At 51.5% G+C, this 24,548-nt stretch carries 31 protein-coding genes; 3 read left to right on the top strand and 28 right to left on the bottom strand.

All coding sequences use genetic code 11. The features are described 5' to 3' along the window. Positions 1 to 5: 5 nt before the first annotated feature. From ACF8O8_RS25550 to ACF8O8_RS25610, 13 genes are all read right to left on the bottom strand, one after another. Positions 6 to 458 carry a hypothetical protein gene (locus tag ACF8O8_RS25550; protein ID WP_392510690.1) on the bottom strand — a complete coding sequence of 151 codons (453 nt, stop codon included), beginning with the start codon at positions 456 to 458 and terminating at the stop codon, positions 6 to 8. 78 nt (positions 459 to 536) lie between these two features. After that, on the bottom strand, positions 537 to 2,897 hold the full coding sequence (locus ACF8O8_RS25555) for a phage tail protein (protein ID WP_392510691.1): 2,361 nt from the start codon (positions 2,895 to 2,897) through the stop codon (positions 537 to 539). Positions 2,898 to 2,937: 40 nt separating this feature from the next. Beyond that, positions 2,938 to 3,744, bottom strand: a complete 807-nt coding sequence (locus tag ACF8O8_RS25560) for a phage BR0599 family protein (protein ID WP_392510692.1) — start codon at positions 3,742 to 3,744, stop codon at positions 2,938 to 2,940. Then, a complete protein-coding gene (locus ACF8O8_RS25565) occupies positions 3,734 to 5,359 on the bottom strand; it encodes a hypothetical protein (protein ID WP_392510693.1) in 1,626 nt (541 codons plus the stop codon). The genes ACF8O8_RS25560 and ACF8O8_RS25565 overlap by 11 nt, the downstream gene beginning before the upstream one ends. Continuing rightward, a complete protein-coding gene (locus ACF8O8_RS25570) occupies positions 5,359 to 6,279 on the bottom strand; it encodes a hypothetical protein (RefSeq protein WP_392510694.1) in 921 nt (306 codons plus the stop codon). The genes ACF8O8_RS25565 and ACF8O8_RS25570 overlap by 1 nt, the downstream gene beginning before the upstream one ends. Further along, positions 6,279 to 7,163, bottom strand: coding sequence for a hypothetical protein (locus ACF8O8_RS25575; RefSeq protein ID WP_392510695.1), 885 nt, complete (start codon positions 7,161 to 7,163; stop codon positions 6,279 to 6,281). Before ACF8O8_RS25575 ends, ACF8O8_RS25570 begins: the two co-directional genes overlap by 1 nt. Before the next feature lie 39 nt (positions 7,164 to 7,202). Beyond that, on the bottom strand, positions 7,203 to 10,364 hold the full coding sequence (locus ACF8O8_RS25580; protein ID WP_392510696.1) for a hypothetical protein: 3,162 nt from the start codon (positions 10,362 to 10,364) through the stop codon (positions 7,203 to 7,205). Beyond that, positions 10,354 to 10,593, bottom strand: coding sequence for a hypothetical protein (locus ACF8O8_RS25585; RefSeq protein WP_392510697.1), 240 nt, complete (start codon positions 10,591 to 10,593; stop codon positions 10,354 to 10,356). The genes ACF8O8_RS25580 and ACF8O8_RS25585 overlap by 11 nt, the downstream gene beginning before the upstream one ends. 20 nt (positions 10,594 to 10,613) lie before the next feature. Then, positions 10,614 to 11,072: a hypothetical protein gene (locus tag ACF8O8_RS25590; RefSeq protein ID WP_392510698.1), complete on the bottom strand. Its 459-nt coding sequence runs from the start codon at positions 11,070 to 11,072 to the stop codon at positions 10,614 to 10,616. A gap of 58 nt (positions 11,073 to 11,130) precedes the next feature. After that, positions 11,131 to 11,913, bottom strand: coding sequence for a hypothetical protein (locus tag ACF8O8_RS25595; protein WP_392510699.1), 783 nt, complete (start codon positions 11,911 to 11,913; stop codon positions 11,131 to 11,133). A 25-nt stretch (positions 11,914 to 11,938) separates the two neighbouring features. Further along, positions 11,939 to 12,400: a hypothetical protein gene (locus ACF8O8_RS25600; protein ID WP_392510700.1), complete on the bottom strand. Its 462-nt coding sequence runs from the start codon at positions 12,398 to 12,400 to the stop codon at positions 11,939 to 11,941. Then, on the bottom strand, positions 12,393 to 12,839 hold the full coding sequence (locus tag ACF8O8_RS25605; protein WP_392510701.1) for a phage virion morphogenesis protein: 447 nt from the start codon (positions 12,837 to 12,839) through the stop codon (positions 12,393 to 12,395). The genes ACF8O8_RS25600 and ACF8O8_RS25605 overlap by 8 nt, the downstream gene beginning before the upstream one ends. Before the next feature lie 3 nt (positions 12,840 to 12,842). Further along, positions 12,843 to 13,217, bottom strand: a complete 375-nt coding sequence (locus tag ACF8O8_RS25610) for a phage protein Gp36 family protein (protein WP_392510702.1) — start codon at positions 13,215 to 13,217, stop codon at positions 12,843 to 12,845. A gap of 69 nt (positions 13,218 to 13,286) precedes the next feature. Between ACF8O8_RS25610 and ACF8O8_RS25615 the strand changes: the two genes are divergently transcribed. Both ACF8O8_RS25615 and ACF8O8_RS25620 read left to right on the top strand, forming a co-directional pair. Next, on the top strand, positions 13,287 to 13,475 hold the full coding sequence (locus tag ACF8O8_RS25615) for an antitoxin Xre/MbcA/ParS toxin-binding domain-containing protein (protein ID WP_392510703.1): 189 nt from the start codon (positions 13,287 to 13,289) through the stop codon (positions 13,473 to 13,475). Between the two features lie 9 nt (positions 13,476 to 13,484). Continuing rightward, positions 13,485 to 14,234: a hypothetical protein gene (locus ACF8O8_RS25620; RefSeq protein ID WP_392510704.1), complete on the top strand. Its 750-nt coding sequence runs from the start codon at positions 13,485 to 13,487 to the stop codon at positions 14,232 to 14,234. Positions 14,235 to 14,308: 74 nt separating this feature from the next. Here ACF8O8_RS25620 and ACF8O8_RS25625 read toward each other — a convergent pair whose 3' ends face one another. From ACF8O8_RS25625 to ACF8O8_RS25685, 13 genes are all read right to left on the bottom strand, one after another. Next, positions 14,309 to 15,001: a hypothetical protein gene (locus ACF8O8_RS25625; RefSeq protein WP_392510705.1), complete on the bottom strand. Its 693-nt coding sequence runs from the start codon at positions 14,999 to 15,001 to the stop codon at positions 14,309 to 14,311. A gap of 45 nt (positions 15,002 to 15,046) precedes the next feature. Further along, complete coding sequence (locus tag ACF8O8_RS25630) at positions 15,047 to 15,922, bottom strand: minor capsid protein (protein ID WP_392510706.1); 876 nt, start codon at positions 15,920 to 15,922, stop codon at positions 15,047 to 15,049. Beyond that, positions 15,919 to 16,365, bottom strand: coding sequence for a lysozyme (locus tag ACF8O8_RS25635; RefSeq protein ID WP_392510707.1), 447 nt, complete (start codon positions 16,363 to 16,365; stop codon positions 15,919 to 15,921). Before ACF8O8_RS25635 ends, ACF8O8_RS25630 begins: the two co-directional genes overlap by 4 nt. A 12-nt stretch (positions 16,366 to 16,377) precedes the next feature. Beyond that, positions 16,378 to 16,899 carry a hypothetical protein gene (locus tag ACF8O8_RS25640; protein WP_392510708.1) on the bottom strand — a complete coding sequence of 174 codons (522 nt, stop codon included), beginning with the start codon at positions 16,897 to 16,899 and terminating at the stop codon, positions 16,378 to 16,380. A 15-nt stretch (positions 16,900 to 16,914) separates the two neighbouring features. Further along, positions 16,915 to 17,190 carry a hypothetical protein gene (locus ACF8O8_RS25645; protein WP_392510709.1) on the bottom strand — a complete coding sequence of 92 codons (276 nt, stop codon included), beginning with the start codon at positions 17,188 to 17,190 and terminating at the stop codon, positions 16,915 to 16,917. Positions 17,191 to 17,238: 48 nt separating this feature from the next. Beyond that, positions 17,239 to 17,655: a phage tail assembly chaperone gene (locus ACF8O8_RS25650; protein ID WP_392510710.1), complete on the bottom strand. Its 417-nt coding sequence runs from the start codon at positions 17,653 to 17,655 to the stop codon at positions 17,239 to 17,241. A 10-nt stretch (positions 17,656 to 17,665) separates the two neighbouring features. After that, positions 17,666 to 18,955, bottom strand: coding sequence for a hypothetical protein (locus ACF8O8_RS25655; RefSeq protein ID WP_392510711.1), 1,290 nt, complete (start codon positions 18,953 to 18,955; stop codon positions 17,666 to 17,668). Positions 18,956 to 19,059: 104 nt separating this feature from the next. After that, positions 19,060 to 19,212, bottom strand: a complete 153-nt coding sequence (locus ACF8O8_RS25660) for a hypothetical protein (protein WP_392510712.1) — start codon at positions 19,210 to 19,212, stop codon at positions 19,060 to 19,062. Beyond that, positions 19,212 to 19,535 (bottom strand): hypothetical protein, encoded by a 324-nt coding sequence (locus tag ACF8O8_RS25665; protein ID WP_392510713.1) that lies wholly within the window; start codon positions 19,533 to 19,535, stop codon positions 19,212 to 19,214. Before ACF8O8_RS25665 ends, ACF8O8_RS25660 begins: the two co-directional genes overlap by 1 nt. Next, positions 19,516 to 19,740, bottom strand: coding sequence for a hypothetical protein (locus ACF8O8_RS25670; RefSeq protein ID WP_392510714.1), 225 nt, complete (start codon positions 19,738 to 19,740; stop codon positions 19,516 to 19,518). Before ACF8O8_RS25670 ends, ACF8O8_RS25665 begins: the two co-directional genes overlap by 20 nt. Positions 19,741 to 19,818: 78 nt before the next feature. Next, positions 19,819 to 20,994 carry a hypothetical protein gene (locus ACF8O8_RS25675; RefSeq protein WP_392510715.1) on the bottom strand — a complete coding sequence of 392 codons (1,176 nt, stop codon included), beginning with the start codon at positions 20,992 to 20,994 and terminating at the stop codon, positions 19,819 to 19,821. Between the two features lie 94 nt (positions 20,995 to 21,088). After that, on the bottom strand, positions 21,089 to 21,490 hold the full coding sequence (locus tag ACF8O8_RS25680; RefSeq protein ID WP_392510716.1) for a hypothetical protein: 402 nt from the start codon (positions 21,488 to 21,490) through the stop codon (positions 21,089 to 21,091). An 11-nt stretch (positions 21,491 to 21,501) separates the two neighbouring features. After that, positions 21,502 to 22,308 carry a hypothetical protein gene (locus ACF8O8_RS25685; RefSeq protein WP_392510717.1) on the bottom strand — a complete coding sequence of 269 codons (807 nt, stop codon included), beginning with the start codon at positions 22,306 to 22,308 and terminating at the stop codon, positions 21,502 to 21,504. Positions 22,309 to 22,545: 237 nt separating this feature from the next. On the opposite strand from ACF8O8_RS25685, the gene ACF8O8_RS25690 reads away from it, so the two are divergent. Next, complete coding sequence (locus ACF8O8_RS25690) at positions 22,546 to 23,370, top strand: hypothetical protein (protein ID WP_392510718.1); 825 nt, start codon at positions 22,546 to 22,548, stop codon at positions 23,368 to 23,370. A gap of 53 nt (positions 23,371 to 23,423) precedes the next feature. Here ACF8O8_RS25690 and ACF8O8_RS25695 read toward each other — a convergent pair whose 3' ends face one another. Both ACF8O8_RS25695 and ACF8O8_RS25700 read right to left on the bottom strand, forming a co-directional pair. Continuing rightward, entirely contained in the window at positions 23,424 to 23,663 is a 240-nt protein-coding gene (locus ACF8O8_RS25695) for a hypothetical protein (protein ID WP_392510719.1), read from the bottom strand. A 33-nt stretch (positions 23,664 to 23,696) separates the two neighbouring features. Beyond that, on the bottom strand, positions 23,697 to 24,353 hold the full coding sequence (locus ACF8O8_RS25700; protein WP_392510720.1) for a hypothetical protein: 657 nt from the start codon (positions 24,351 to 24,353) through the stop codon (positions 23,697 to 23,699). Positions 24,354 to 24,548: the final 195 nt, after the last annotated feature.

The following is a 24,548-nucleotide window of genomic DNA, read 5'->3' on the forward strand; positions in this document are numbered from 1 at the left end:
CGCCGTCAGTCCCACCGGTTCTCAAACTCGTAACCAAGTCCTTCCAGCAAGCTTCCAAGCTCGCTAGAAACCCGCTCATCGAACTCAAGCTTCTCATCAGTGTACGTGAGCGCTAAATGCAGGGGCTCTACAACAGAGCGGCCATACATGTCCAACACAGTCGGTGGCTCTTCTACCCAGATCTCGATCAGAGCCATGCCTTTGTGATCGCCCCGCTTCAGCCTCGGAGGTATCGACACCTCCCCTTTCCGCTCAAGCCCACCGCTCGCATTGCATCGACTCAGACTGACGGCGTACGTCTGGTAGCTGTTGTCAGCGAGCATCGTCAGCTTATCAAGGGCCGAATCACCTGCAAGCGGCAACCCCGGCAGTAACCTCTCCAGCTCGACAGCATCGACAAAAAACTCATCGAGCTTCGGATTCCCAGCAAGTTTGCGAAAATGGTCGAAGCTCTTCATGCCATTTGCGAGAAGCTTAGGTTCAGCTGCTAACGCCCTATCCAATGTAAATGACATTGACAATAAACTCATTGATATTCAAAGAGTTATAGTCCAACGCAGGCTCTTTGTCACTATCGAATTGCCAGCATCAGCAACCGCTTCGATTAGCACCTCAACCTCTCCTGGTACGAACAATGTGCCGTCGATATCCAGCTGATTGCCGGTAACACCGTACTGCGTGATTTTTACCACGCCGCCCTGGCGAACCCACACGTTGTACGAGACACCAGCTTGCGCGATGTCGAGCGGATCGTTCTCCGTGACGACTCCAGGATAGTCACTGCTCCGCCGAGCCCAGCTGATCCTGTACGTCGAGCTAGTCGCGACTTCGTTACCCGCAAACCACCCGTTGAGCATGACCCGGCCTGGAACAACTGGTAGCTTGTACCGACCAGCAACGCTAATGCTGAATGTTTCACTAAATTCTTCAGTCATTGCATCGTTATTAGTGTAAGTCAGCAGCTTCGCCTGCACGCTACCAACAGGGTATGCATAGCTGCTGGTCACTGGTGACTGTTCAACGAACCAAACCCGAGCCCCCAAGGCGTGGTCAACCGCAATGGTGTCGATCAGCCCCCGCTCAAGGCCACTGATGAACACGTTGCCGTTCTCCAGAAGCTCAACAGATCGATACCCGAACCACTCACTCAGCGCCAAATCGGCATTGTCGATGTACGCCAGATTCTCACCGCGCAAGATCTGACCTGTAGTTGCATTGCCCAAGAGGTCCAGGTCTTTCCCTGCGATTTCGAACCCCTCAGCCGATTTGGCAACAATGACGCCAGAGACCGAAAAGCCTGTAGTGCCATCCCAGTTGAAATCCGCTTCGTCAGGCAACCTGGTGAGCAGACGATAACCTAGCTCTGCGTCAGGGCGCTCGGCAACGCAGATGAGATGGCCGGGTTGACCGTCGTCTTCCAGAAATGCAGGACACTCCATGATCAGCGCGTTTTCGACGGAGTGCGCAATGCTTGTTGGCCGTTCCCATTCATCACCCGCAGGCGGGGTGTAAATCGTCTCAGTAGTCCCGAACACATCTTGAATGAGGCCAAGCTTGATAGTGCCTTTGTCCAGTGTTCCCAGGTCTACGGAGGTCACGCGCATGACCATCCTGGACACATCTAGGGGGGGCCAGTTGAGCACGATGGGATCACCAACCTGGACGCGATGAAGCTTCCTGTTGCACTCGACGTTGCAGTTTGTGAGCGGCGATGACAAAGGGATCATCAGGCGTGCTGCGATGCCCTGGGCCACCGTTGCTGTCGTAGCATAGGGGAAGTCCTGCTGGCTCGAATCCACCAATCCCTTGTGGATGCGCAGCCCGAGGTTTTGAGCTTGGGCAATACGCTCTTCGTAGTCAGCAGAGCGCGACTTGTACTTGACCCGAACCTCGCTGACCGCACTGGTCACAGATCCTCGCTTGAAGTCACTGACGGACTTGATGATCGACTCATCGATCACTGGCAACAATTCTATGTCGTAGTCCGGGCGTACCAAGCTGATGCGCAACTGGCCCGTCGTGGCGTCTGTGATCCTGTTGCCGTCGATATGCTTCAAGATGTCACTGATGACATCGCCAACTTGCTTCTGGCCATCGAGCAAGATTGACAGCCCGAGCCCTTCGGCATGCAACTGCTCGGCACACTGCTCAATCGCATCGACATCGATCAATGCTGCTGGGATCGACGAGCCGAACATGCGATTAGTCAAAAACTCGTAGACGAGATAGGCAGGATTCGCGTCATCGCCTATACGCTCCCATTCCGTGTTTCCTGACGGCGATTTTGGGAAACGCTGCAACTCCATGGCCGGAGAGTTCAGCGATGTCGAGTTGCCAAAGTAGAAGTCTTTGAAGACCAGGTAGCTGAGCCCACGCAATGCACTGGTCTTGCTCTCTCCTACTTTCGAAACCAGATAGCTGTCTTCAGTCTGTGTGCGATCACCTGGATAGAAACTGATCGTACCTGCAACACCTCCGCCTCGATCTTCTCCGCCGAAAAGCTGTTTCTTATCGATGCTGAACGAGCCGCTTGAGACCTCACCTTCCCACGCCAGGTCTTTCCCGAACCACAGCTTTTTGAGCACGACACCAGGGCCGTAGCAAAGCCCGGCCTGCACGCCCAGGTAGTATTTATACCCAACTGTCTGCTTCTTCTTGCCTGCTTTCTTGCGGATCGGAACCGTCCGCATAGCTCCGTACCAGAGGATGTTCGGCGCATTCAGCTTGATCGTGCCGCCGATGTACTGGATCGGCCTGTCCTGCGCTGTCGCGATGTTGAAGTCTTCGAGCGTCCCTGCTTTCGCTGCCTCTCCGCCGACCTTTTTGGCCAGCATGTACATGCTGACTAGCGAAATGATCAGTACGACTGCGTAGTAAATAATCTGTGCCCAGCCCATCTTTTCTCATCCTTGAGATAGTTATTATTTCATTTATTTATCAAATACCGTCGATAAACGGGTTATCTGTCGGGATCGTCTGGAACCCAAAAAAGTTGTCCTTGTTGCCAAACGAATTGCACGCAGCCTTGGTACGGTCGCAGCCTTTTGTAAGCCTGATTACGTCTCCTTCCTTGAGTCCGTCCAGGGCGGACAGGATCAGCACCTTGTTAGTTGCAGCGTCATGACCGGTCACCATCACCCACTGATCGTTGATCTCAGCCAAACCTGCTGCGTAGTAGCCGTCTGGCTGTGTGATGGTGTTGAGCGTGAGCAGCGTGCCGTTCTGTTCGATTGCTGATACAGCGTGGTACTCAGACCAGTCGTTCACGTCGAGCGAGCAGAGTTCGTCGAACAGGTTGTGATTGCATTGAAATTGATAGTACATGCGCAAAGCGGCCTTGTTCATCAGCGCTGCCACGGGCTCGCATTCGAGCGAGCATTTGTCGTCGTTGAAGTTCGCTGATGTGACCTGGCCTGACCAGAGATTGATGCCGGGGTCACCAGCTGCCGCCTTCTGGACGCGGATGATCTTCAGCGTGATTTCGCGACCAGGCAGGCCTCGTTTGAAGAGCTGAGCGACAGGGTTGTCAGCACTGACCGTGATCGACAGTTTTTGCTTGTTCGGATCTTCAGTTCGAGTGATCGAGCCGCGCTTCAAGAACGCGGGCTGGTAGATCGTCCCATCGACATGCAGGAGCTGTTTTGTCTTCGTCGTGAATGCGTGCGTGTCACCAGCATGCGTGAAGCGGTACAGCTCGTATGGCTGGCTTAGCCATCCCGATTTTTCGTAAGTGTCATAGCTCATAGTCCAAAATTTTCACTCCTTTGCTTATTTCCACGACTTCCGGTGTCGTGTAGGTAAATTCAAATGTGTCGCTTGCCCAACGGGCTGGCAGCATGAAGCTGATCCGTTCAACGTCCAGCACTGACATTGCAGGTAGCGGCTCGTCGAGGGTGATGCGCTCGATGTCGATGCTGTCGATCTGTGCTCCTATGATTTTTCTGTAGAAGACCTGGCCGAGCGCGTGGATCGCTACCTGGCGATAGCACTCATGGGTAAATTTGAAGCTCGCGTATCCGTTACCTCTAACAGACAGTGCCGTGGCACCTTCCAAGATGCCGGTGGCCAGGTAGAGATCGTTGTTGCCAGAGTCAATCCAGAACGGCTGCTGCTGTCCACGGGTAGCGAGCATGAAGTCGATGAAGCTGCGAATTTCTTCTGTACCAAACAGCGTGAATGCAGCGCTATGCAAGCGCTCAGGTAGCTTCGTCCGTGGTTTCACACGACGATAGCCGACACCAGAATCGTGAACCTGAAGCCTGGCTTTCAGCTCATCAGTTACGTCCGTCAGCCTGTTTGGTCGTTGTTCCAGGAGCGGCAAATCCCACAGCTGCGGCAGCGCATCTGATGTAGTGAAACCATCGGCTTCGGACTGCTTTTCGAATGTCAGTGATACTGTCGCTACACGATCAGTCAGTCGAGTGATGCTCGCGCCGTCAGGCAGGAAGCAAGCATGTGCGACATGGCATTCAGTGCCAGGCGGATACGACCGTCCTGCCGGTTTTGCAAAGACGATCTCATCGGCAGCACATGACTCGATGAGATGAACATGACCATCGATCAATAACACTGAATACCGCTGGCTAAATTCGCGAAGCGGTCTGTCTATCCGAACAACTCTGTCGCTCGGCCCTACCCCGTCAGCTAGTGAGAAGACCTCGTGCCAGGCCGGAACCAAGAAGCTGTCTTGGTAGGTGTCTAGCCTGTTGCTTACCCACGTTTCTTGCTCGTCAGTGAGCAGATACGAGTAAGTCATCGAGCAGCGCGGATCATCCAACACTGAGCTGATCTGTTCTGTGCCATCCCATGCTTCAAACACGTCCGACACAAAGTCGTACTGCACCCTTGCTCCGGAATTCCAGTCCGGACGCAGATCCCATAACACAGCCCTGATGCCCTCGACCGCAAGGTCTAGCTGCTTACCATCGACACTGATTTCGATGTTGCCTGTGATCGCCGGATCACCGCTTCGCGAAATTGACCAGCGGGTTTCTTGGGCTCTGAAGGGGGCGATGCTCTTGGGTGTCACCAGGCCCAGGAGTAGGCCATCAACATTAGTCTCCAGAGCCTCAATGACCGACCCACCAGGTGAGCTGGACCAGACGCTGAACGAGCCCGTGGCATCATCTGCAACGACCCCAAGCGACAGCGTTGGCCACGGCGACACGAACACCTCGCCGAAGAACTCCGAGTGCCAGCCACTGGGTATGCTTGCTACGCCGTTGTTGCCAACAGAGCTGGATCGAACAGCGTTCCCCAGCGTGCGAACACGCTCCATTGACTCAGCGAAATCGAAGTCAGGATCAGGCAGATGCAGACTATCTTGGACAGCAAGGCACTCGATGGGATCAACGATCATCAGGCGATCCTCAACGCGATACCCAACCCCTTCCCGGTCGTTGAATCGTGATTGAAAGGCTCGGGCTTCTTCCCGAACGGCAACACGTAATACTGCTTGCTACCGACTGTGTAGGTCCGCTCCGCGAACAACTCGCGCATGTTCACGATGAATGCATACTGAAGATTCCCTATGTACCGCCACTTGCCGCCCTGCCCTCCAAAAATCTGGATGGGCACGAGCATCGTGATGCCTGTATACGCAGACCTAGCCCTGGCCAGGATGCCGTCACTGTTATTGAGCGAGTAGTTCGGAAAGCCGTAGAAGCTCGAATTGAGACCATGCCCCGTTGCCAAATCACCGGCCTGAGCATCGCTGTTGAACCATTTCGCCCAACCACCTGTGTACTCGTTCAGAACCAGGCAGGTCGTACCATTCGATGCGGTCGAAAGCGGCACATTCGTCTGATCCAGCACAGATGACACACCAGCCGACATCTTCAGGGAGCCACCAAAGAAGCTTGTCTGCCACGAACTAATGATTCGACCGAAGCACAAATGCTGCCAGAACCCAGACGCCACTTCAGTCGCTACCCAGCAGCTATATCCGTCATCAAGGAACACGTACTTCGATGCATACGGCAGCAACATCATGTCGTAGTCGTCAGCGGGCCGACCTGGCTGTCCCGAAAAACCACCCCCAAGCTCAAAACCAGTTGCTCCGCGTAGGGAAATTCCAGAGATAGGAAACTCGGTCTCAGAATCATCTGGCCAAACGTTGTTGAACGCACAAAGCGAGTAGAAACGATTCGGCCCACGCTGAATCTGAAGCGTCGTGGTGTTCTCGTCGTTGATCGTCCAGCCCTGCGCGGAAAGGAACGACTTCAGGCGCGACAACAGGTCGAACACATCGAGCGCAATGCCCTCAGATTTCACAAACATCACGCCACCTCCAGAGTGAAGAAACTGGAGTTGCGGAAGACGTTGGGAAACACGATGAACGTCCGGTCGAGCAGCGTGAACTGCGACTCGGAAGTGACAGCTTCAGCGTCAGTACCAAACACTCCTTCGATATAGCCCAGCCATTCACCTTCCCATGCCTGTGCTTCCGCACCAGGCAGGCCGGATACAACCATCGCTGGAAACATCGTGTGCGAGTCATCGAACGACCTACCAAGCTGTTCGAGACCTCCGTTAAACGGAAAAATCGAAGCAAGATTCGACGATGAATTCCCGCTGAAGCTGATCGACTGCCAATTTCCGTTTGGCAACAAGACTCTGGGAAAACCCGGCCTCAATCCGCCTGTTCCGAAAAGAAAAATATTCTGACTGTTAGTCGTGCCGGACCAAAGCTTTTCGTTGTCAGTGATCGATCCACCGATCAGCAGCGGCTCCGGGTAATCAGTATCTGAAGCGAATGGCAGCAGGTAACCGAGATGAGCAGCAACATACACAGATGAAAGCTTCACGACGATCAGCAACCGACGATCACTGATTGCGAGCCAGACCGTCAGGGGCAGATCCTGGAGAGGCATGGCCGGACAAAGAGCGCTGCTGCCGTTGTGCGCGATTGCTCCGAACTGGTCGTGAAAAGACGCTTCAGGTTCGAAGCTCCGGTAGCCCTGGAGCTGCAAGTTTTTGTAGCTGCCGTCACTGCCTGTTTCAGTGCGAAGGCCGACATGAGCGCCCGCTGGCGACCGCATAATCAGCTCGCGCTCATCGGTTGGTACGTCACGAAGCGTGGTCCAACCAGCCGCTTCGACACGTGTACGAATCTGGGTGAGCAGCGCATTAACGCTGCTCGTATTGAAAGTTTGAAATGCCATCGGAAACTCCATTTTCCTGATAGTTATTATATCATATATTTAACTATTTAGCACTGCTTTAATAGCTGTCGCGTTATCAGTGATGAAGTTCATGATGCCCTTCTGGCCAGACTGTGAATCAAGGATTCTGCCAGCCATACTTTCGGTATCAAGCAGATTGTTGATCACCAGCTGCTGCCCACCAGAGCTACTGCCACCCTTTCCTCTCCCGCCATTAAGCGGATTATCAGGATCGCTCTTCGACATCACGTATTCGCCTTTTTGGAGCACTGCTGCAACTTCATCCGATGCGAGACCAGGAGCACCACCATTGTGGAATCGCGGTGCATTCGTCCAAAGAGATGCTGAAAGATTCTTCCTCCAACCGCCACCAGTCACAGCTCCGCCGTCATGAAGCGTCTGCGCGCCCATCGACTGACTCATGCCAGACACCACTCCTGACCAGAAACCGCCACCACCTGCCCCACCACCAACCAGACCCAAGAGGGATTGAATAGCGTAAAGGGCATACGATTTCACGATCAGCTTCGAGATCTCGAATGCCATGTCACTGGCGAAATCTTTGAACACATCACCAGCTTTCGCAGAGCCGTCGATCAAGCCTTCGAACGCATCATCAAACGCATTGTTGAGCCCGGCACCTACTTTCTGGCCAAGGCTGTACAAATCTTGGAGATCGCTTGTCGCAAACTTTGTCTTGCGGCGCACTGAGTCGATTGTGTCCTGATCGCCGGTCTGACCAGCCAGATCGTTCGCTTTATCAGAGACCCCTTTCATCCGATCTGTGTATTCCTGCCGCGACATTTCGCCATTTGCCAACGCTTCCTGAAGGCGCTCCATCTCCTTCAGCACTTCGTCCAGCTCAGCTTTGACCTTTTCCGCATCGATCAGCTTTTTGACGAGATTCAGATCCTCTGCGCTGCCGCCCATTTTCTTCAACAGATCGCTGTAGTTCCGGTCGATCTCGGCCAGATCAGCTTCGAAGTTTTTGCCAGAAAGGCGAAGCAGCTTGATGCGCACATCAGCGACCTCTTGCTCATACTGCTTACGCTTATCTGCGGCTTCTTTGTCCAGCCGAACCTTCTCGTTCGCAACCTCTTTGTCTTTGAGTTTCTGAGTCAAAGCCAAAGACTCAGCATCGCCCTGGGCCACACGGAACATCTCTTTGTACTTCAGCTCGATCTCAGCAAGCGCGGCCTCCCGCTCCTTGCCAGAGAGCCGAACAGCCTCAATTTCTTCCTGCGCGATCTGGTTCTGAAGCTCACGCCGACGCTGAGCAACCTCTTCTGCCTTCCTCTTCGACTCCGCAGCAGCACGTTCACCAGCAGCTTTTGCAGCATTCGCCTGATCAATGGCCAGGCGATTGTTGATCGCGTCCGACGCATTCTGGTTCGCCACCAGTGGATTGAGGGCAGCCTCTTGGTTCGCGAGCGAAGCACGCTTGGCGAGCAGGATGTTGATCTCCCCTTCAACGGCATACCGCTCAACCTGCAATTTCTTGATCTCATTGATCTTTGCCGTAAGCTCGTCGCCAGCTAGACCAAACTGCTTCGCTGCGTTTTCAGCAGCATTGTCCAGCGCTGCCAGGGCAGTTTCCTTGGCTGCAATGGTCCCGTCTAAGATTTGCTGGTCATAGCCAAGGATCTGCTTCTCGACAGCAGCACGCTTGTTATTCAGTTCGACTGCGACTGCGATCCTGGCATCTGCTGCCTGACGGGCTGTTTTCGTACCATCAGCTTCTTCTCTGTCGATCACTGAAAGACGTGCGGCTGCACCATCTTCAGCTGCCTTGACTGTGCTTTTTGCTTCAGCTTTGGCGATCTCGATCTTCTCTTTCGAGAGCTTGTCAGCGGCTTGTTTCGCAGCTGTGTTTGCTTTTTGCTGCACAGCAGCGGCACTGTCAGCAGCGTTCTGAGCAGCGACCTCAATGCCCTTCAGTTGCTCCTTCGTAGTCGCTTCGCTGATCTGTGATTCGAAGGCCTTACCAACCTCGACACCAATTTCTCTAACCTTTTTCAGAGTGGCGGTCTTGTCGGCGTCGGTGATCAGTGGTTTTGGTTCTTCTTTTGGAATGAGCCCTTGGATGCCGAAGTTTTCGTTGCCCTCAGCGTTCATGATTTTCTGCTGCTCGACGATCTCTTTGTTCACTTCCTTCAAGCGGTCGAGCAATGCTTTGCGCTGCTTGGCATAGCTATCGTCACTCTCAAATCCGTACTGCTTTCTATTCGCCCCCTTGATCAAGGTTGCTTGTTCTTCAAGCAGAACGTCCTGTGTCATCTGGGCGCGAGCAGATTTGTAATTTTTCATCGCCTGCACCATCGCCTTGAGCGCATCAGCTGCTTTGGTTGGTGCATCAGTAGTCGTTGCCAGCTCGACCGCAAAGTCTTTCCAGGCTAGGCGAGCATCTTTTATGGCAGCGGAGAGACCTTTGTTTGCTCCTTCAGCAGCACCCTCGCCCAACTGTTCTTTCAAGGCTTCATACAGGACTGTCTGGGCCTTTACCTGCTCGCCGGAATCGATGAGTGTGGCGATCAGTTCTTTTTGCTCATCGCTGAATTTCACGCCCTGTTTCGACAATGACGCCAAGCCATTGATGGGGTCTTCGAAAGCTTTGCCAAGCGATACGACCTGGCCACGAACCTCGCCTCCCATGACCTCTGCCATGTCAACGCCCAGACTCAGCACTTTCTTCTGCATGTCGCCGACGATGCTTGTGAAACCGAGCAGAGCACCTGCGGCATCGGCAATATCACCACCATCAAACAGGGTGGCTTTCTCCTTTTCGCCCGCGAAATCCATTAGCTCTTGCGCAGATACACCAGCCGCACCGCCAACAGACTTCAGCAAGGCATCAAGGCGCCCCAATTTGCGCTCATCGTCAGCGATGTTCATCGAGCCAAATGCCAGTGTTGAGAAGAACGCTCCCAGCGAGACCGCACCAGCTGTTGCGCTTGCACCTACACCGCTGATGTTTCCGCGCAACTCATCAAGGTGGCCACCGAATGTGGCAAGTGGACCACCTGCTGCGTTTGCTGAGCCGATGATCTTGTCGAGTGCGGTCGAGATCATGCTGTTGCCATTTGAGACTGACGCATCGTTCATCGCGCTGGATGTGCTCTTCAGCTCGCGAGTGAGGCCCTGGAGCTGCTGCGCACCAGAAACTTTCAAATTTATTAAGTAATCAACTACGTTATTTGCCATCGCTGATAAGTCCTTTTATCAGTTCGTTGTAATACTCCCTTCCTTCTTTACCGAAAGCAGAGAAAATCGCTGCTTGTTGCAGCATGGATTCAGTGACTAGAGAACTCCTTTCTCTTGAAATCACCGCATCTGCTAGCTTGAAAAGTCTTTTGATTGGATAACGGTATGGATCGAAACGCTCAGTGTTGTGCCCATTTGCGATGAGAATCTGAGCAGATGACTCAAGCATCCCAGCTATCTTTTCAAGCGTTACTGCTTGCTCTTCTTGCTTTCCTTCGCTTGCCCTTCGTTGCCGCTCAAACTCTTGAATTCGTTCAGAAGCGGTGAGATTGCGATTCGTATCTGCTCCAGGCTTTTTTTTAGACCCTCTGGCATTGTCAGCCTGACAACAGTGGTTGCTAGTTGAATCTGAGTAGGTATTGGCAACAATGCTAGCTTGCAGGCGAACTGTGGCTCGTTTGCAGCCAGAGCGATCAGCAGCGCGAGAAAACCGGCAGATCGCACAGCGAGCTGATTCATCAACTCGGCCTGATCATCTAGATTTGCGCCTTCAAACAACCATCTCATCACGGCTTCCTGCTCGTTCACCAAGACAGCAAAATCAGAAGCGCTGAGGCCACGAACATGAATAAAAAACTCTTTGCCCAACGGGCATCCGGGGTTCAGCTGAACCCGCTCGGTGGGTATTTCAAATGTAGAAAGGCTCATCCTTGATCCTTTATTATTTTAGTTAATAAACAGTTGAGGGCGAATGAACGCCCTCGACTCACACTGCGACCCGGTGCTCTTCTTTGAACATCTTCGACAACCCCGATCCTGTGATGGCTTTGCTGAGCTGCAAGGTGCCCTTCAGCTCCAAGTCACCGTAGTCGGTGCTGATCAGCTGACGCTGTGCGGCGGGGTCGAGAGAGACTTTGTGCCAAGTGACTTTCACGTCGTCACCCGTCGAAACGTTCAGGCCCTCAAAGACAATCTGTACGTCCACAGATTGGTTGATGAACCCTTCAATCCGGTCCACGGCGGCTCCTTGGTATGCGACCTCCAGCACGTCTTCGTCGGCAATGCCATCTTCAGCAGGCTGGTCCGCGATGATGAAAATGGAACCGCTGGAAACGAGGAAATGCACACCTTCTTCGTACGTAGTGAGACCATCAGCCGACTTCACTGAAGTGACTTCAGTGGCAATGCCATCCAGCACGACAGCTGAGCCCAGGTATGCTTTACGAGTCACTGTCTTCGCTGCGGCAGCATCACGAATCACATCGCCGTAAAGTGCAAGAGCCAGGTTTTTCGGATCGAACGACTTCAGCGTGATCGTTCCTTCAGCCTTGTTTTTGGTAACACGGCTTTGGGCAGTCCCCAGAGAGCCTGTCATCGTGTCTGCCATCTCGACACGCTCTGTGCTCAATGCCAGAACGGCAGAGCTGCACTGACCGGCATTCGAGTGACCGCCAACCGGACGATCCAGGTTATCGAGCTTTGAAATCAGGACGGCACCATTGCCGATCCAGCCCTTCGTGTTATCAATTGGGTTAAATAAACTTCCCATGTTTTCACCTCTTCCTTGAGTTGAGTTAATTGGTTTTCAAAATCAGTGTTTGTTGCCAAATCAGCGACCATACGCTGTATGCAGAGCTGGTCTTGAAACCGGAGGTCTCCTCGCCCCACTCCAAAAATTCAATGGAGTTGGGGGCTTTGTCGGCAGCTATCGGCGTGGCCTGGAGGATGCCCAGGAGCTTCTGTGTAGCTTGAGCAGCAGCGCGGGAAAATCCGTTTTCATCTTTGTCGGCTTTCGCGATGACTAAAGCACCAGCTCCGATTGTTGACTCGACTTCACCTGGTCTCAGTCCACGGCGTAGTGGTCCACCTGCGCCAGTCACGAGGACCAAGATGCCGGCTGCTGGGACGTTGATCTTCTTCAGATCATCCTCACCAAACTGGCCAGTAAAGAGGTTGGTTTTGCATCCGAGACCGGACTCGATAGCACCGCGTATGGTATCGAGATATTCGTCCAGATAAACGCCACGGTCAGTCATCTTTGAAGCCCTCAAGAACGGATTTCAAGCGAGCCCTGATTGCCTTCATGATTTCAGCATCCCACTCAGGGGGCAGGCCGCGCTGGTCAGGCAGGATCGCCCTTTTCTTAACGCGCATGCCCAGTTGGTGATACTGCGCGTACTCGACATCAGTAAAGATGCGCATCGAGTTGCCCGTTGTCGCTCCACGGATGCTGTTTCGCAATCTCCCGGTGTCGAGCAAAGGCTGACCAGGAACGCGACGGTGATTCCGCCAGCGGGGCTTGATCGATGCCCATTTCTCGCCGTATGGGTCTGTGCTGTTGCGGAAGCCGAGGCGGACCTTGGCCAGCAATCTGGCGTTGATTTCGTTCGTGGACCAGCCCATGCGAGCTGCCGCTTCGATACGTGCGGAGATGTCCAGGAGTGGACCTGCATTGACAGAGACAGAGATCGTCATGATTCAGCACCGCTCGATCTTTACGTTGCGAAAGCCGCCGTTTTTCGAGCTTTCGCCTGTTTCAGCGAAGAGCTTCGCCTTACCGGTGGCAACGTCGCCGAAAAACTTGATAGCGTCGGCCTTCCGCTCTTTGATGAGATCGGTGACGTGATCGGGATTCAGCTCGTAGCGAGCCAGGTCGAGGATGCGGAGCTTGATCGATGCCTGGACCTTTGCGTCGTAAGCCGACAGGCCTACAGCGAGCAGGTACGCATGTGCGGTGCCTAGGGCAGCGTTGATCGACCAATCGACCTTTGCCTGATCCGGCTCCCCATCAGGGTTCCGGGGTATGTCGTCGCTTCCGAATGCGACTATGAAGTCTTCTATAGTAATAGTCATTGCAAAATCCTTTTGCTTGAACATATTATATCATATTTTAATGACTTATTAAAATAGACAGAGCCCGCCATGAAAGAAAATAAAGTAGACACAGAAGTCTATGAGGCAGCACTTAAACTATTTAATGACAATATTGAAGAAACTGCCATTTGGTTAAATAGGCCTCAGCGGGCACTTGGGGGCGTAAAGCCTATAGACGCTCATCGGGACGAAGTGCTGAGACTAATCGGACAACTGGAAAACGGCGTTTATATTTAAGGAATTTAGATGGACTCACTTAGCTGTGACAGCCCGCAGGATGCAATAAGAACGCTATCAACAATTTACGGAGTTGATGAGAGCGTAATCGAGCGAGTTTATTCAGGCTATTGGCCGGAATTCATGAATGACGATCCGCAGAGCTTTAACGTGGATTATTTCCCGTGGCTTATGGCGCACCACGTAGGCGGAAAGTTAAATTGTGAATTTACCCATGCGGCGTACTACCATCGCACTCGCTACGACGGAACTGAAGAATGGTTCAATAAAGGCCTCCTGTCTTCTGCCGAAGGGACAGTTGAGTTCTTGTTGAAGACCCGACAACTTTATCAAGGCTATGATTTCGATAAGATACTCGGAATCTCTCAAGCAAATGTAAGAGAACGAACCGAGTTGGAGTCAACCAATCCGTACAGAGACGGCGGAGGTCCATATGCCTTCGATACATTTGATGACGCAAGGTTTGGCGTAGGGGATAATTATGACACCCCAGAAATGTTCCTCGGTCCAAGATGGGGCGACTGGTGTGGTCCAGAACAGGCAGCTACTGACCTACGAGAGTTGATTAGTAAAAACTTGAAGCCCGTAGTCGTTAAATTCAAAGGGAAAGTGGAGGATCAAGAACGCTACGCTACTGGACTATGGCACTACCTTTACAGAATAAAAAATGACATGGAATACACGCCATACACCCATACGTTCTTGGGCAGAGGCATCAGTATTCCAAGAGATAACATATTGTCGTTGATAGATCTATAACCGTCTAAGCCGAATCTGGCCAGCGGGTAGAGAGCCTGACCACCCTCCCCGCTGGTTCCTTTCCCCAAAGGGGGTTACATCTCGCGATTGATACAATCGCTCAAATCGGAATAGTATTGCTGTGCATCACCACCATTACCCAAAGGCATTTTAGACTCTGGATATTCGAGCATTGTATCTACGGCTTCGGGATTTTTCTGCATGATGCAGTTGCAAGCACGCTTTTGTTTTTCGTCAGAGAAGCTGACTTTGCGTGCAGAAATTTCGTCAGGCAATTCTCGGCTTTGACAGTATCCGTACCATTGCGCCCGTTTTTGAGCCAGTGGATCAGGTTTGACGTAAACATACCCGCCAAGCTTGAACATACCCTTCCACTTCGAGAGCATTTGATTGTCGGCACAGTCAATGAGTGTCATACCGCGATAGACATCAAATTCTTTGTCGAGCAGAGCTGGAACATAAAAGCACTTCGGTTCCTTCACACCCTCCTGACGATCAATCAAGGTATATTGAACTTTAACAACTGCACCTTTGACAGCACGTCCTTTAAACTCGGCATCTGCGTAGTTTAGAACCAAGAATTTGAGATCCTCAGTATCTTCAAGTAGACCTGCGTTCTCAAGGTATTTTTCAGCGTTAATCTTGAATCCAGATTTATTAAATTTTTCTGGAATGACATAGAATACAGCTGCAATCGCACAAGGTATAAAAATCAGGAAAGCTGCTATTAGTTTAAGTTTTTTCATGCCTGGCTCACGGGCTTCCATTCAAGCCTCTTATGCTACTGGCAGGAAAGGCATTTTGCCACCATATCATTCAACAAAGGCGCCCAGGCTTTTACCAGCACGCCATTCCTGGAAACGAGTCATACCTAAAGCATCGATCTGCGTTGCCTCATCCTGACGAACAAGCCATTGCTCGTAATTTTCTTTTATCGGAGCTTCACCAGCGAAAACCGGAATCATCACCGTCCGGCACCCTGGATGAAGCGGCGGCCTCGGCGCCTTCGCATCGCTATACGCAAACGTCCGTCCATCAAGCCCCTGACAGATTTCAGTGGTCCTGGTATCGAGCACAGCGCTCAACTGGTACGTCGCAACCCCGGCCCTGCTAAACAGCTCTTCATCAGCTTTGGCAGTGATCGCAGTCGCAGCAGTCCGAATCATCGTCTCCGCATACCGCTTGCCAGCCGTGAACTCGCCTGCATCACCAGCCAGCAGGGCTTTCGCTATGTTAGCGGTGGACTCGCCCGAAGCGATCCCGAGGCGAACTCGTCGCTTCACACCTAGAGACATCGACACCCGCTGCCTCGCCACCCACTCACTGAGCAATTGGCCGTCGAACGGATCATCCACCACAGCCGCTCGAATCCAGTCTTCATCGACAGGCATCACCCCAACGCCCATTTTTGTTGCCAAGCGAGCAGCGAACCCAGCCTGCACCATCCCCATTTTTACCAGTTGATCACTGGCTTTCTCGGCAATGTCGCCGTAGCCACCAAGGATAATTTCATCGATAGATACGAGCAGGCGCTCCAGGCCCTGGCGGTTGCGAGGATTACCAAGAGCCAGTTTGGTAGCGATCTCTTTCTGCATCACCTCGATCTCATTGATCAGCGAGCGTGAGATCTGCACCGCCTGCTTTCTCTGCTTGATGGCCTGGCGAACTATCTGATCCCGGCCATTCATGACGTGAACAACTCCCCTTCCTCTTTCCGTCTGCGTACTAGACCTGGAAGGCGAACGCCTTTCGCATAAACCCAGCGACTCAGCTGGTATGGCACTTCGTCGTAGAAACCTTGATTCAGGCGCCTACGGAGGGCGGATGTCTGGAGATTGCCTGCTCCGGCATTGAACGCGAAGTCGATCAAAGCAGCGCGCTGGTTGTTGTTGAGCGGAACAGTGATGAGTCGATCAACAGCATTTGCTGCAATGGCTAAGTCATCACGAAGCCATTGTTTTGCTTTGTCGAGCGAGATGGCTGACCACTTTGACAACGGTGCCCAAGCCTCCCTGGAAAGGAGGTGGCCATATCCAACAGTCGGATACCCTACAGGGTCGTGGTAAGGCTTCAGCCGAAGCCCTTCGTGATGCTCAGCAAGCTGAGCGGCGATTTCGAGTGATGCATCCATGCTTCACCCCACTCACTTCCACTTGAACGCATACTTAGCTGCGCGCTGGCCAAACCAGAACGACAGGACGAGAGCGAGCATCGCGTAGTCGTTCTCGCTCCAGATCTGCACAATCGCCTGCTCAGCCACAACTTTCTGGCCGATCAAGATCTGGTACTGACCGAATTTCACTGCCATGTAGAACGCCACCAGGGCAGTGGTGATGCCTGGGCGGATCACGCCGTTGATGAAGTCCAGAAGTACGAATAGGTAGTAACCCGGAATCAGCAGCTTCGCAGACCACCCTGTCTTGGCAGCTGCATCCAGCAGATCCACGCCAAAGCTTTTGTGATCCTCCCTGATGACCTTGCTCTCTTCGATGTCCGCCTTCGACTCGATCTCAGCCATTCTCCACGTGTGCTCCTGGGCAGCCATTTCGCTACGGAGCTTCATCATGTCGAGTTCTTGTTTGTAGTCTTGCTTCTTCCCCATGAGCTTGATGATCTCTGGTAGAAATGGCGCAAAGAAGCCAAATAGTGCTGATAGCCAAGCCATGACGTGACCTCCTTGTCACTTCGTTTTTTCAGCCAATAACCTATTAATCTGCTCGTAAAGCCGATCAATCTTGTCACTAAGCTTGTTAAATTTATCTTCGACGCTTTGTGTATCTCTACGGCGATCCTCTTTTATCTCTATCACTTGCTTATCTAGCGCTGTGATATTTTGGGCATTAGCGTTAATTCGCTGGTCTAGCGCAAAGTAAGCAGCACTCCCGGCCAAAAGCAACGCGAAGGCTTTTACGACAAGATCGCCGGGTATTTTGAAGTTATTTGGAAATTCACTCATTATTCGGCATCCTTGCCATAAATACTTATTAAATCACTTATTATTATATCACAACCACGGCCTTACCGGCCACTGGATATTGCTCGGATCAGCTTGCAAAGTTATATCTCTCAGTGCTTTTCTGTAAGCACAAAGATCATCAAGCACATCCGCATCCATTAAGACGCCCGTAATCTTTTCGTCATCAAACAAAGTATTGACCTTGTAATCAACTTCATCAAGAAGCGGTTTGCGCACAAGTCTCACTTGCTCCCACAGAACCTCAGGGCTAACGAGATGACATTCAATCACCTCCCCACCCTCGCTTATTTGTGCGCATTTCCCACGATTCTGAATCTCGATGATCTGACGTGCTTTTGCTTTGTCTACAACGACGTTTGATGACAAAACGGCTACCGGGGCTGTTGCCAGGTCGTGTATGCCAAGAACGATCCTCTTCTTATCTATGTGTGCGACTGTAGTCATTGAGATCTCCTTATCTCATGATGTACCAGGCGAAACCTGGTAGGTCAGAACCTATTTTTGGTGTACTGAATTCGACTGTGCTAGCGAACGTACCGGCTTTCATGTTTAGCGTGTCGGTATTTTGCGCGTAGTAGAGAAGACCTAAAGTGTCGTCGTAGTCGAAGGCATTTACTGAGCTAGCTACCAGTGAGAATGTGTCTCCGCCGTCGCTAGATAGGAAAAGATTAGTGCTGCTTTTCACTAGCAAACCTACATCTCCAATTGCTTTCATCAGATCAGTCTGCTGAGCATTGCCGAATTTGCTGAAGTTGTTTATGTAGCTGACGACGTTGAGCGTGGTGTCAAATTTGTAGATGTTTCCTATGGTTTGTGCGTACAGATGTTCTTCAGTCGCACACAAGCATGTAAATACGTCTGACGATCCCCCGGCAAACGTCGCTGATGCGCCTGCAATCGAGTAAATTCCCCCAACACTGCCGTCTTCAGACATTAGTGCGGCGTGGATCTGGCCCTTGAAATTGACGAAGCAACGGCTCTGGGATGCGGGTCTGAGGCTATCGTTGAAGCTGCCAAGCAGGGTGTAGTCACCACGCAGGGTGTTGCTTTGCCAGACTTCGCCTGTGTCGGTGTAAACGAAGTAATTTGACCCTTTCGCCATGCCGACGATGCTGCCGCCGAGGCCTGCAAGCGGGTAGCTGCCGATGGTGCCATTCGGCTCATAGACGTAGAGCGTGCTGTCGCTGAAGTGAACGACTGCGCCGTCATCATCAACGAAATCTGACTTATTGAACGTGTAGGCCACGTTGTCGGACTGGAAGCTCTCTCCGCCGTCACGGCTGCGGACGCCGTAGCTGTTGGAGCCAGGCGGGAACTTAGTCAAATTGAAGTAATTTCCCCTGATCGTCAGCATGCCAGCGACAGTGCTTTGGCCTTCCTGTAGCCCAGTATCCAGCGTGATTTCTGGCCCGAAGCCTGTTGGGGCGTTGCCTGACTGGAGGAAGCTCAGGGTCTCCGCCAAAGCTGGGTGATCCTCCCGCAGATGCTTGTGGCCATTGCATTTGAGCGCATCGGCGTAGTCGCCATTAGAGTAATTTTCTCCAATGCCAGCCCCCTCAGGTGAATTTACTCGATATGCAGCGTCAGGCCGCAGGATAATATCGCCAGATTTCAGCGATCCATCTGTATTAATGAGTGACACAATGTCCGATATAGAGACAGATTCGCTGGAACCGGGCTTATGCGCGTGCATTTTCATGCCCAAGTCGCCGGTCCAAGGCGCTAACTGTGATGGTGTTTTCATAATTTTGTTCTTCCTTGAGCTTAATAAGCAGCAAATCCTGGGCTGCCAAAACCTACTCGCAAATACCTACTTGTTTTCCTGGCGATATCGCAAAATTTCCACAGTCAGCCTTGCTCGACTGCCTGCTCATATCGCACCAAAGCCCCGTCGTCCGTGATCTCTGGCTCTCCATCATCTGTAACCATGGCGTCAGCAGGAATGCTCTCATCATCGGAATACCTACCCGGTGAAACCAACCTCATCAGTTCGATCAGCATCACCGTACTCCGCAGATCCAGACCAGATTCTCGCCCTCACCTTCTGCCAGCAGCACGGAAATGCGCTCACCTGGTACGCAGGCAAGGACAGCGCCTCCACGAGCATCGATAGGTGCCGACCAAGCATCCGCCGCATCACCTTCACGGCTGAATCGCACGTGGATGATCGACTTGCAGAATAGGTACACCGCGCCGCCTGTGAGCGGCTGGTTTGGCGACAAAGGAATCCCCGCTTGCAGCGGAAGGGGGCCAGCGGTAAGAGTGCGATCAGGCTGCACTGTCTGTAGTGACTCACCGTGGCGATCAAGGGTTGTCATCACCATTGACGGCCTCCTTCACTACTGGCTTGGGTTTTGAGCGCCTGGTGGGTTTTGCGGTTTCAGCTGCCTGGACTGCTGGCTCGGCTTCTGGATAGCTGTAGCCGAGTGACAGGAAATGGGCCAACGAGCGGCTGCCGAAGTCGGCAAAGACGGTGTGGCCAGTGTCTGGGTGCCGTAGCTCGTGTGTTTGGGTGTTTGTGCGTGACATCGAATCCTCCTTGATTCGTCTCTTTAGAAGCCTGCCGCCCCAAGGTGAGGCAGCAGGATCTGGTGGGATTTACTCGAATCAGTGGCCGCCCATCCGCAAGGCGCGGGCAGGGTCGATGGTCTTCACGCCGAAGAAAGTTTCGAGCGACCAGTGCGTTGCTCTGGTACTTCCGTTGTACCAAGTGAGCAATCGCAGGGGCAGGCCGTTGATGGGATCACTCATCGAAGAGATGGTCACGCCACCGCTAGTAGCTGGGGTTTCCAGCATGCGAAAAGCAGCCATAAACGCAGCGCTGGTGAAGCCCAGATCAACGTTGTGCGTACCTGCAACCTCAACAGCAACACCAGCTACAAATGGCACACTGAGGCCACCGACCACGGGTATCTCGACGTTACCGGTAGCATCTGCAACAACGTCAGCAGCAACCGAGAAGCTCACACCGCCAGCGACATTCAGAATATCGCCACGCACGAAGGTAGCGCCTTCATCTACACCGGCAACACGCAGAACCGGTGACCCGGCCAGGTTAATGCCAGCGGTGACGATGCCAGCAACTGTGGAGGCTGTGCCAGCGAAGTGGGTTGGTGCTTGAACGTCGGAGTAGATGTCGAAACCAAATTTGCGTCCGATGAAGCCCTCGTTGACCAAAGTCTGGTCCCCGGTCTCGTTGACTTTTGACATCTCCAGAAGCAGGTCTGCTTCGGTGTCGCTAGTAAGAACGAGTTTGCGATTACCCAGCACCTTGTTGTCTTGAAGAACCTTGCGTGCAGCGATCAGGTCTTGCTTGTCGCGAGAGCCGACGCTCTCCAGGTTTCCGGAGAAATGGCCAATATCTTTGTACAGATTGAAGATGGCCTTGTTGATGCTGACAGCTATGGCATCTACAGCTCCTTCCATCGCAGAAGGCAGCGTGTTGGTAGCAGCGTGAGCGAGGAACTCGCGGTCGCTCATCGTCCACTCTTTGTAGATGTGCTTGTCTAGCTTGACCTTCACGCCTTCAGCGTTGATTGGTGACGGCTTTGACCCTTCAACTGGATCGAATTCATCTGCCTCGCCGAACACGACAGGTGCAGGCACAGTCACCTCTTCACCGAAATGTTTCGACTCATCCTTCGTGTTTATGGTGATCAAACCAGGCATCGTCAACTGCCCGCGCAGTCTGGATAACGCAAGCGGCAATACCAGCTCGTTTATCTGAGCGCTGAGGTCATTCTCACCGCACACAAACAGCTCTTTCTTGATAGCAATAGTCATTTTTGGGACTCCTTTCCCTAAGATTTACTTTCATTTCCTCTTTTGTTCTTGGAGCCCCAAGCTCTTGAACATGGCCCGGCACAGCCGGATAAAATTATTTCTTTGCAAGGCTACGCATAAAATATTGCATTGCTTTGCTCAGATGCGACTGATCAGTCTCAGAAGCAACGAAATCATATTTTGACTTCAGTTGCCACTTCGCCTTCTCAATCGACTCTTTAGTGTCTTCTACGAATACGTAATCAATATTCTCGCTGCGCTTGGCTTTAGGCAAATGACTAAACTCGGTAGCCATAAATACTACGCCTTTTGCATCGCTAGCATCAGAGAAAATCTGACGAAACTTCGTCGTCAGCATAGAGAGGGGGTTGCCCTCCCCGCTACAATAATAGCTGCTGCGTGGGTTCTGTTTTGCTCGCCCAAGCATCTCCGCTGAAATTGCTGCCTCAGCAGTGTCTTCATATTTCCGATCTCCTGGCCAGGAAATCGGTGTCATGAAGCTCACTATCATTGTGCTATCCTCACGGCTCCAGAGGCTCTGGCAGCCAGAAGTTTTTTCTGTTCTTCACCAGTTGCGCTAGCAAGCAGTGATTGCCACTCTTTCGTCGTGACTGTGCGCTGATCGCCTAGGCTTCCATTGCCTTTGCTGCCAGATCCGGCCTGCGGCTTGAAGTAGTGCGGTTTGGTCTGAGTGAGACCTTGAATCCATTCGCCGGGAGTCAGTGCCTTGCCGTCCTTACCGATACGGATGTTTCCGCTCTTGTCTCTACTAACCAGGTCGCCTTCGTCGGTCAGGGACCAATCATTGGCAGCTACCATTAGCAGGTCATCCAGCGCGGTCGGCTGGAAAAATTCGTTCTTCAGAGCTTCCTGGCCAATCAGGGTTTTCAGCTGAAATTGCTTCAGCTTGCTGCGCTCACCTTCCAGCGCCTTTTGCAGCTCGCTTTTCTCGCCCTCCACGCCCTGTAGGCGGGTCTGCCAGTCCTGATTAGACGCTGCAACCCGCTTGTCCACCAGATCCTGGAACGGTAATTTCCCGGCTTTAAAGGCATCAAGATCAGCCTGATCTTCAGCAGTTGTCGCCAACCCTTTCAGCTGAGCCTCAAGCTTTTTCTTCTCGTCGAGAATCTTGCCCTTCGACTCTTTCAAGCTCGCAGTCTCGCGCTCCACAGCTTCGGTCACTTTTGTGCTCAAAAAGCTGTTTAGGTACTCCTGCGCCTCGGGCGCCTGGAATAGAGCTGCATAGTCGGGTTTGTCGTTTTCGTTCTCTTCGCCACAGACGAAGAGTTCGTTAAATTGGTACATCCGTGTCATTGTTAATCCCCAAGATTAATAATTAGTTGTCATCCTTGACGGTTGGCTCATCCATGAGCATGGTTACCTTCCCTGGATATACATATTATATCACATATAAAACAGTAAATCTCTATCCCACTATCTTTATTTAATAAAATGTTGTTCGAAGTTCTCCCTAGTTCGTGTTAGCTGAAATTTGCGTGAGGCTACCAGCTGCTGGTATAATCAAACATTTATAAGCATGGAGCATGCGTTGTGTTCGAAGAACGTTTCATTGCATTTGTAGATATTTTGGGATTCGGCAAATTAGTAGAGAAAAGCGCAGTTACTCCAGATCTTCCCAAAAAAATACTGGATGCACTGGTGGCAATGCATCCCACACAAATTGAAGCCGAGCTATTCACCACCGTAAATTTAGAGCTAATCCCGCCTGAAGAAGTAGAGAATGTTCGAGAGACAGCTCGCTATATGTCACAGATGCAGCAAAAAATGCATCCAGTCAACATTAATTACTTTTCTGATAGCTTAGTTCTGTCTTCACGTGCGGATGATGTCATCGCCTCGCAAATGGTGCTTGACTTGCTTACCAAAATCAGTGCGATGATGTGGATGTCGCATAATCTTTTGCTCCGTGGTGGTGTGACGATAGGGAAGCTGGTTCACATCCAAGGCGGCCCGATGTTTGGACCAGCAATGAATCAGGCTTACTTTCTCGAATCTAAGAAAGCGGACCATCCACGCTTTTTGATTGATAAGCACTGCATCGAACGCTACAGAGCTGTTGATACCTTTAATCTGTTCGAGTCCTTCATTCAAGAAGATGGAGATTATTACTACGCATCTCTTGCGACTGCCTTCAGACACATTTTGAATGACAGTTCACTGGTCATGTCCGGTGAAAAAGTTCTTCGAAAATTCCGAAAGTCGATGTTGGAAGCTCCTGCTGAAATTGAAAAACTGCGAGAGCAGTTTAAAGACGACGACAGAGTGCGTCCCAAGTATGAATGGTTGGCCAAGGAGTTCGAAGCGCGAATCCCTGAGGTAACTCCGCCGTATCCTTGCGAAGACGACGAGAAGTAAACAGGTCAAGCACTACAGAATCTTGGTTGGCACAAGAGTCTGTAGTGTTGTTTTTAGATTCGCGAAGCTGGCTCACTTGGATCTTTCTTGTTAATGCACAGCCAATCGTCAATCTGACTCACATACTTGCAGTCATATGTCTCTTTCGCATGCTCATTGAAAATCTTGCACTGGTACAGCAGCACACATACCAGAGCGACAAGTGCTGCTTTGAGTAAAATCTTGAGATCAGCTTTGTTGAAGCTTAGGAGAAAGCTTTTTGTGTCTCTGAATAGTGCTGCAATCATATCCATTTTCTTATCCTTTATTTTTATTATAACACTTATTTAATACATTTGAGCGCCAAGCCGATGGTTTGTGTAGGCTGCTGCTATTAAATTGTTCACATCAGTGTCGTCATCTTCTCTCACAAACTGATGACTGTGAAAGAAGAAGGCATCTGGTCCGCAAGCGTCATAACCATCCTTGTAGAACAGCGTCATGAGTTCGAAGCTAATCTTCTCACCAGCCGTGCTTTCGAGCATGACGCGCTGGTACTGTGCCGCATATTCGTTCTCTTCCATGCCCTCCACCAGAGTCACGCATGCATCCGCCCTGGTAGGAACACCATGAATTCTATGATTGCCAAATCTTTCCTTCAGCCTATTTCTTCGTGCAGGTGCAGGTGCAACATAGATATCGAGTTCAATCTCAAGCTCAGACTTTATGTAGTCGAGAAAATCTTCTGCTATCTTGCAAACTTGATTCTCTGAATACTCATCGTTCGACTTGAAGTCAACGATGCAGCAACCAAGTTCCACTTTATCGCCGTTTGCTTTGAATATGATATTTATAGTGAAACCAAATGCTTGCTCAATATCACTCACTTTATATTCGAAGCCGTGCCAGTTGCGCATCTTCTGGGACGATGTTACTTCATATCTAACCGCTGGACACTCAATATAAACACCGAAATCCGAAACTGCTGCCTTTACCCTATCCATCTTGATCTTCCTTTTATTGTTCTTCTTATGCGCCTAAGATTTATTTCTCAGTTCATATTTATATTATATAAATCTCATGCACCCATTTCAAATTTCAAGCTACCGAACTTCGCGCAGAAATGACCGAATTTCCTTGTTCAAAAAGAAATCTGGTATTGGCATGAAATTCGGTATTAAAGAGAAGAAATGCGGTCA

Origin of the sequence: Pseudomonas sp. TYF_14, assembly GCF_043105275.1 — a bacterium.
GTDB classification, from domain to species: domain Bacteria; phylum Pseudomonadota; class Gammaproteobacteria; order Pseudomonadales; family Pseudomonadaceae; genus Aquipseudomonas; species Aquipseudomonas alloputida.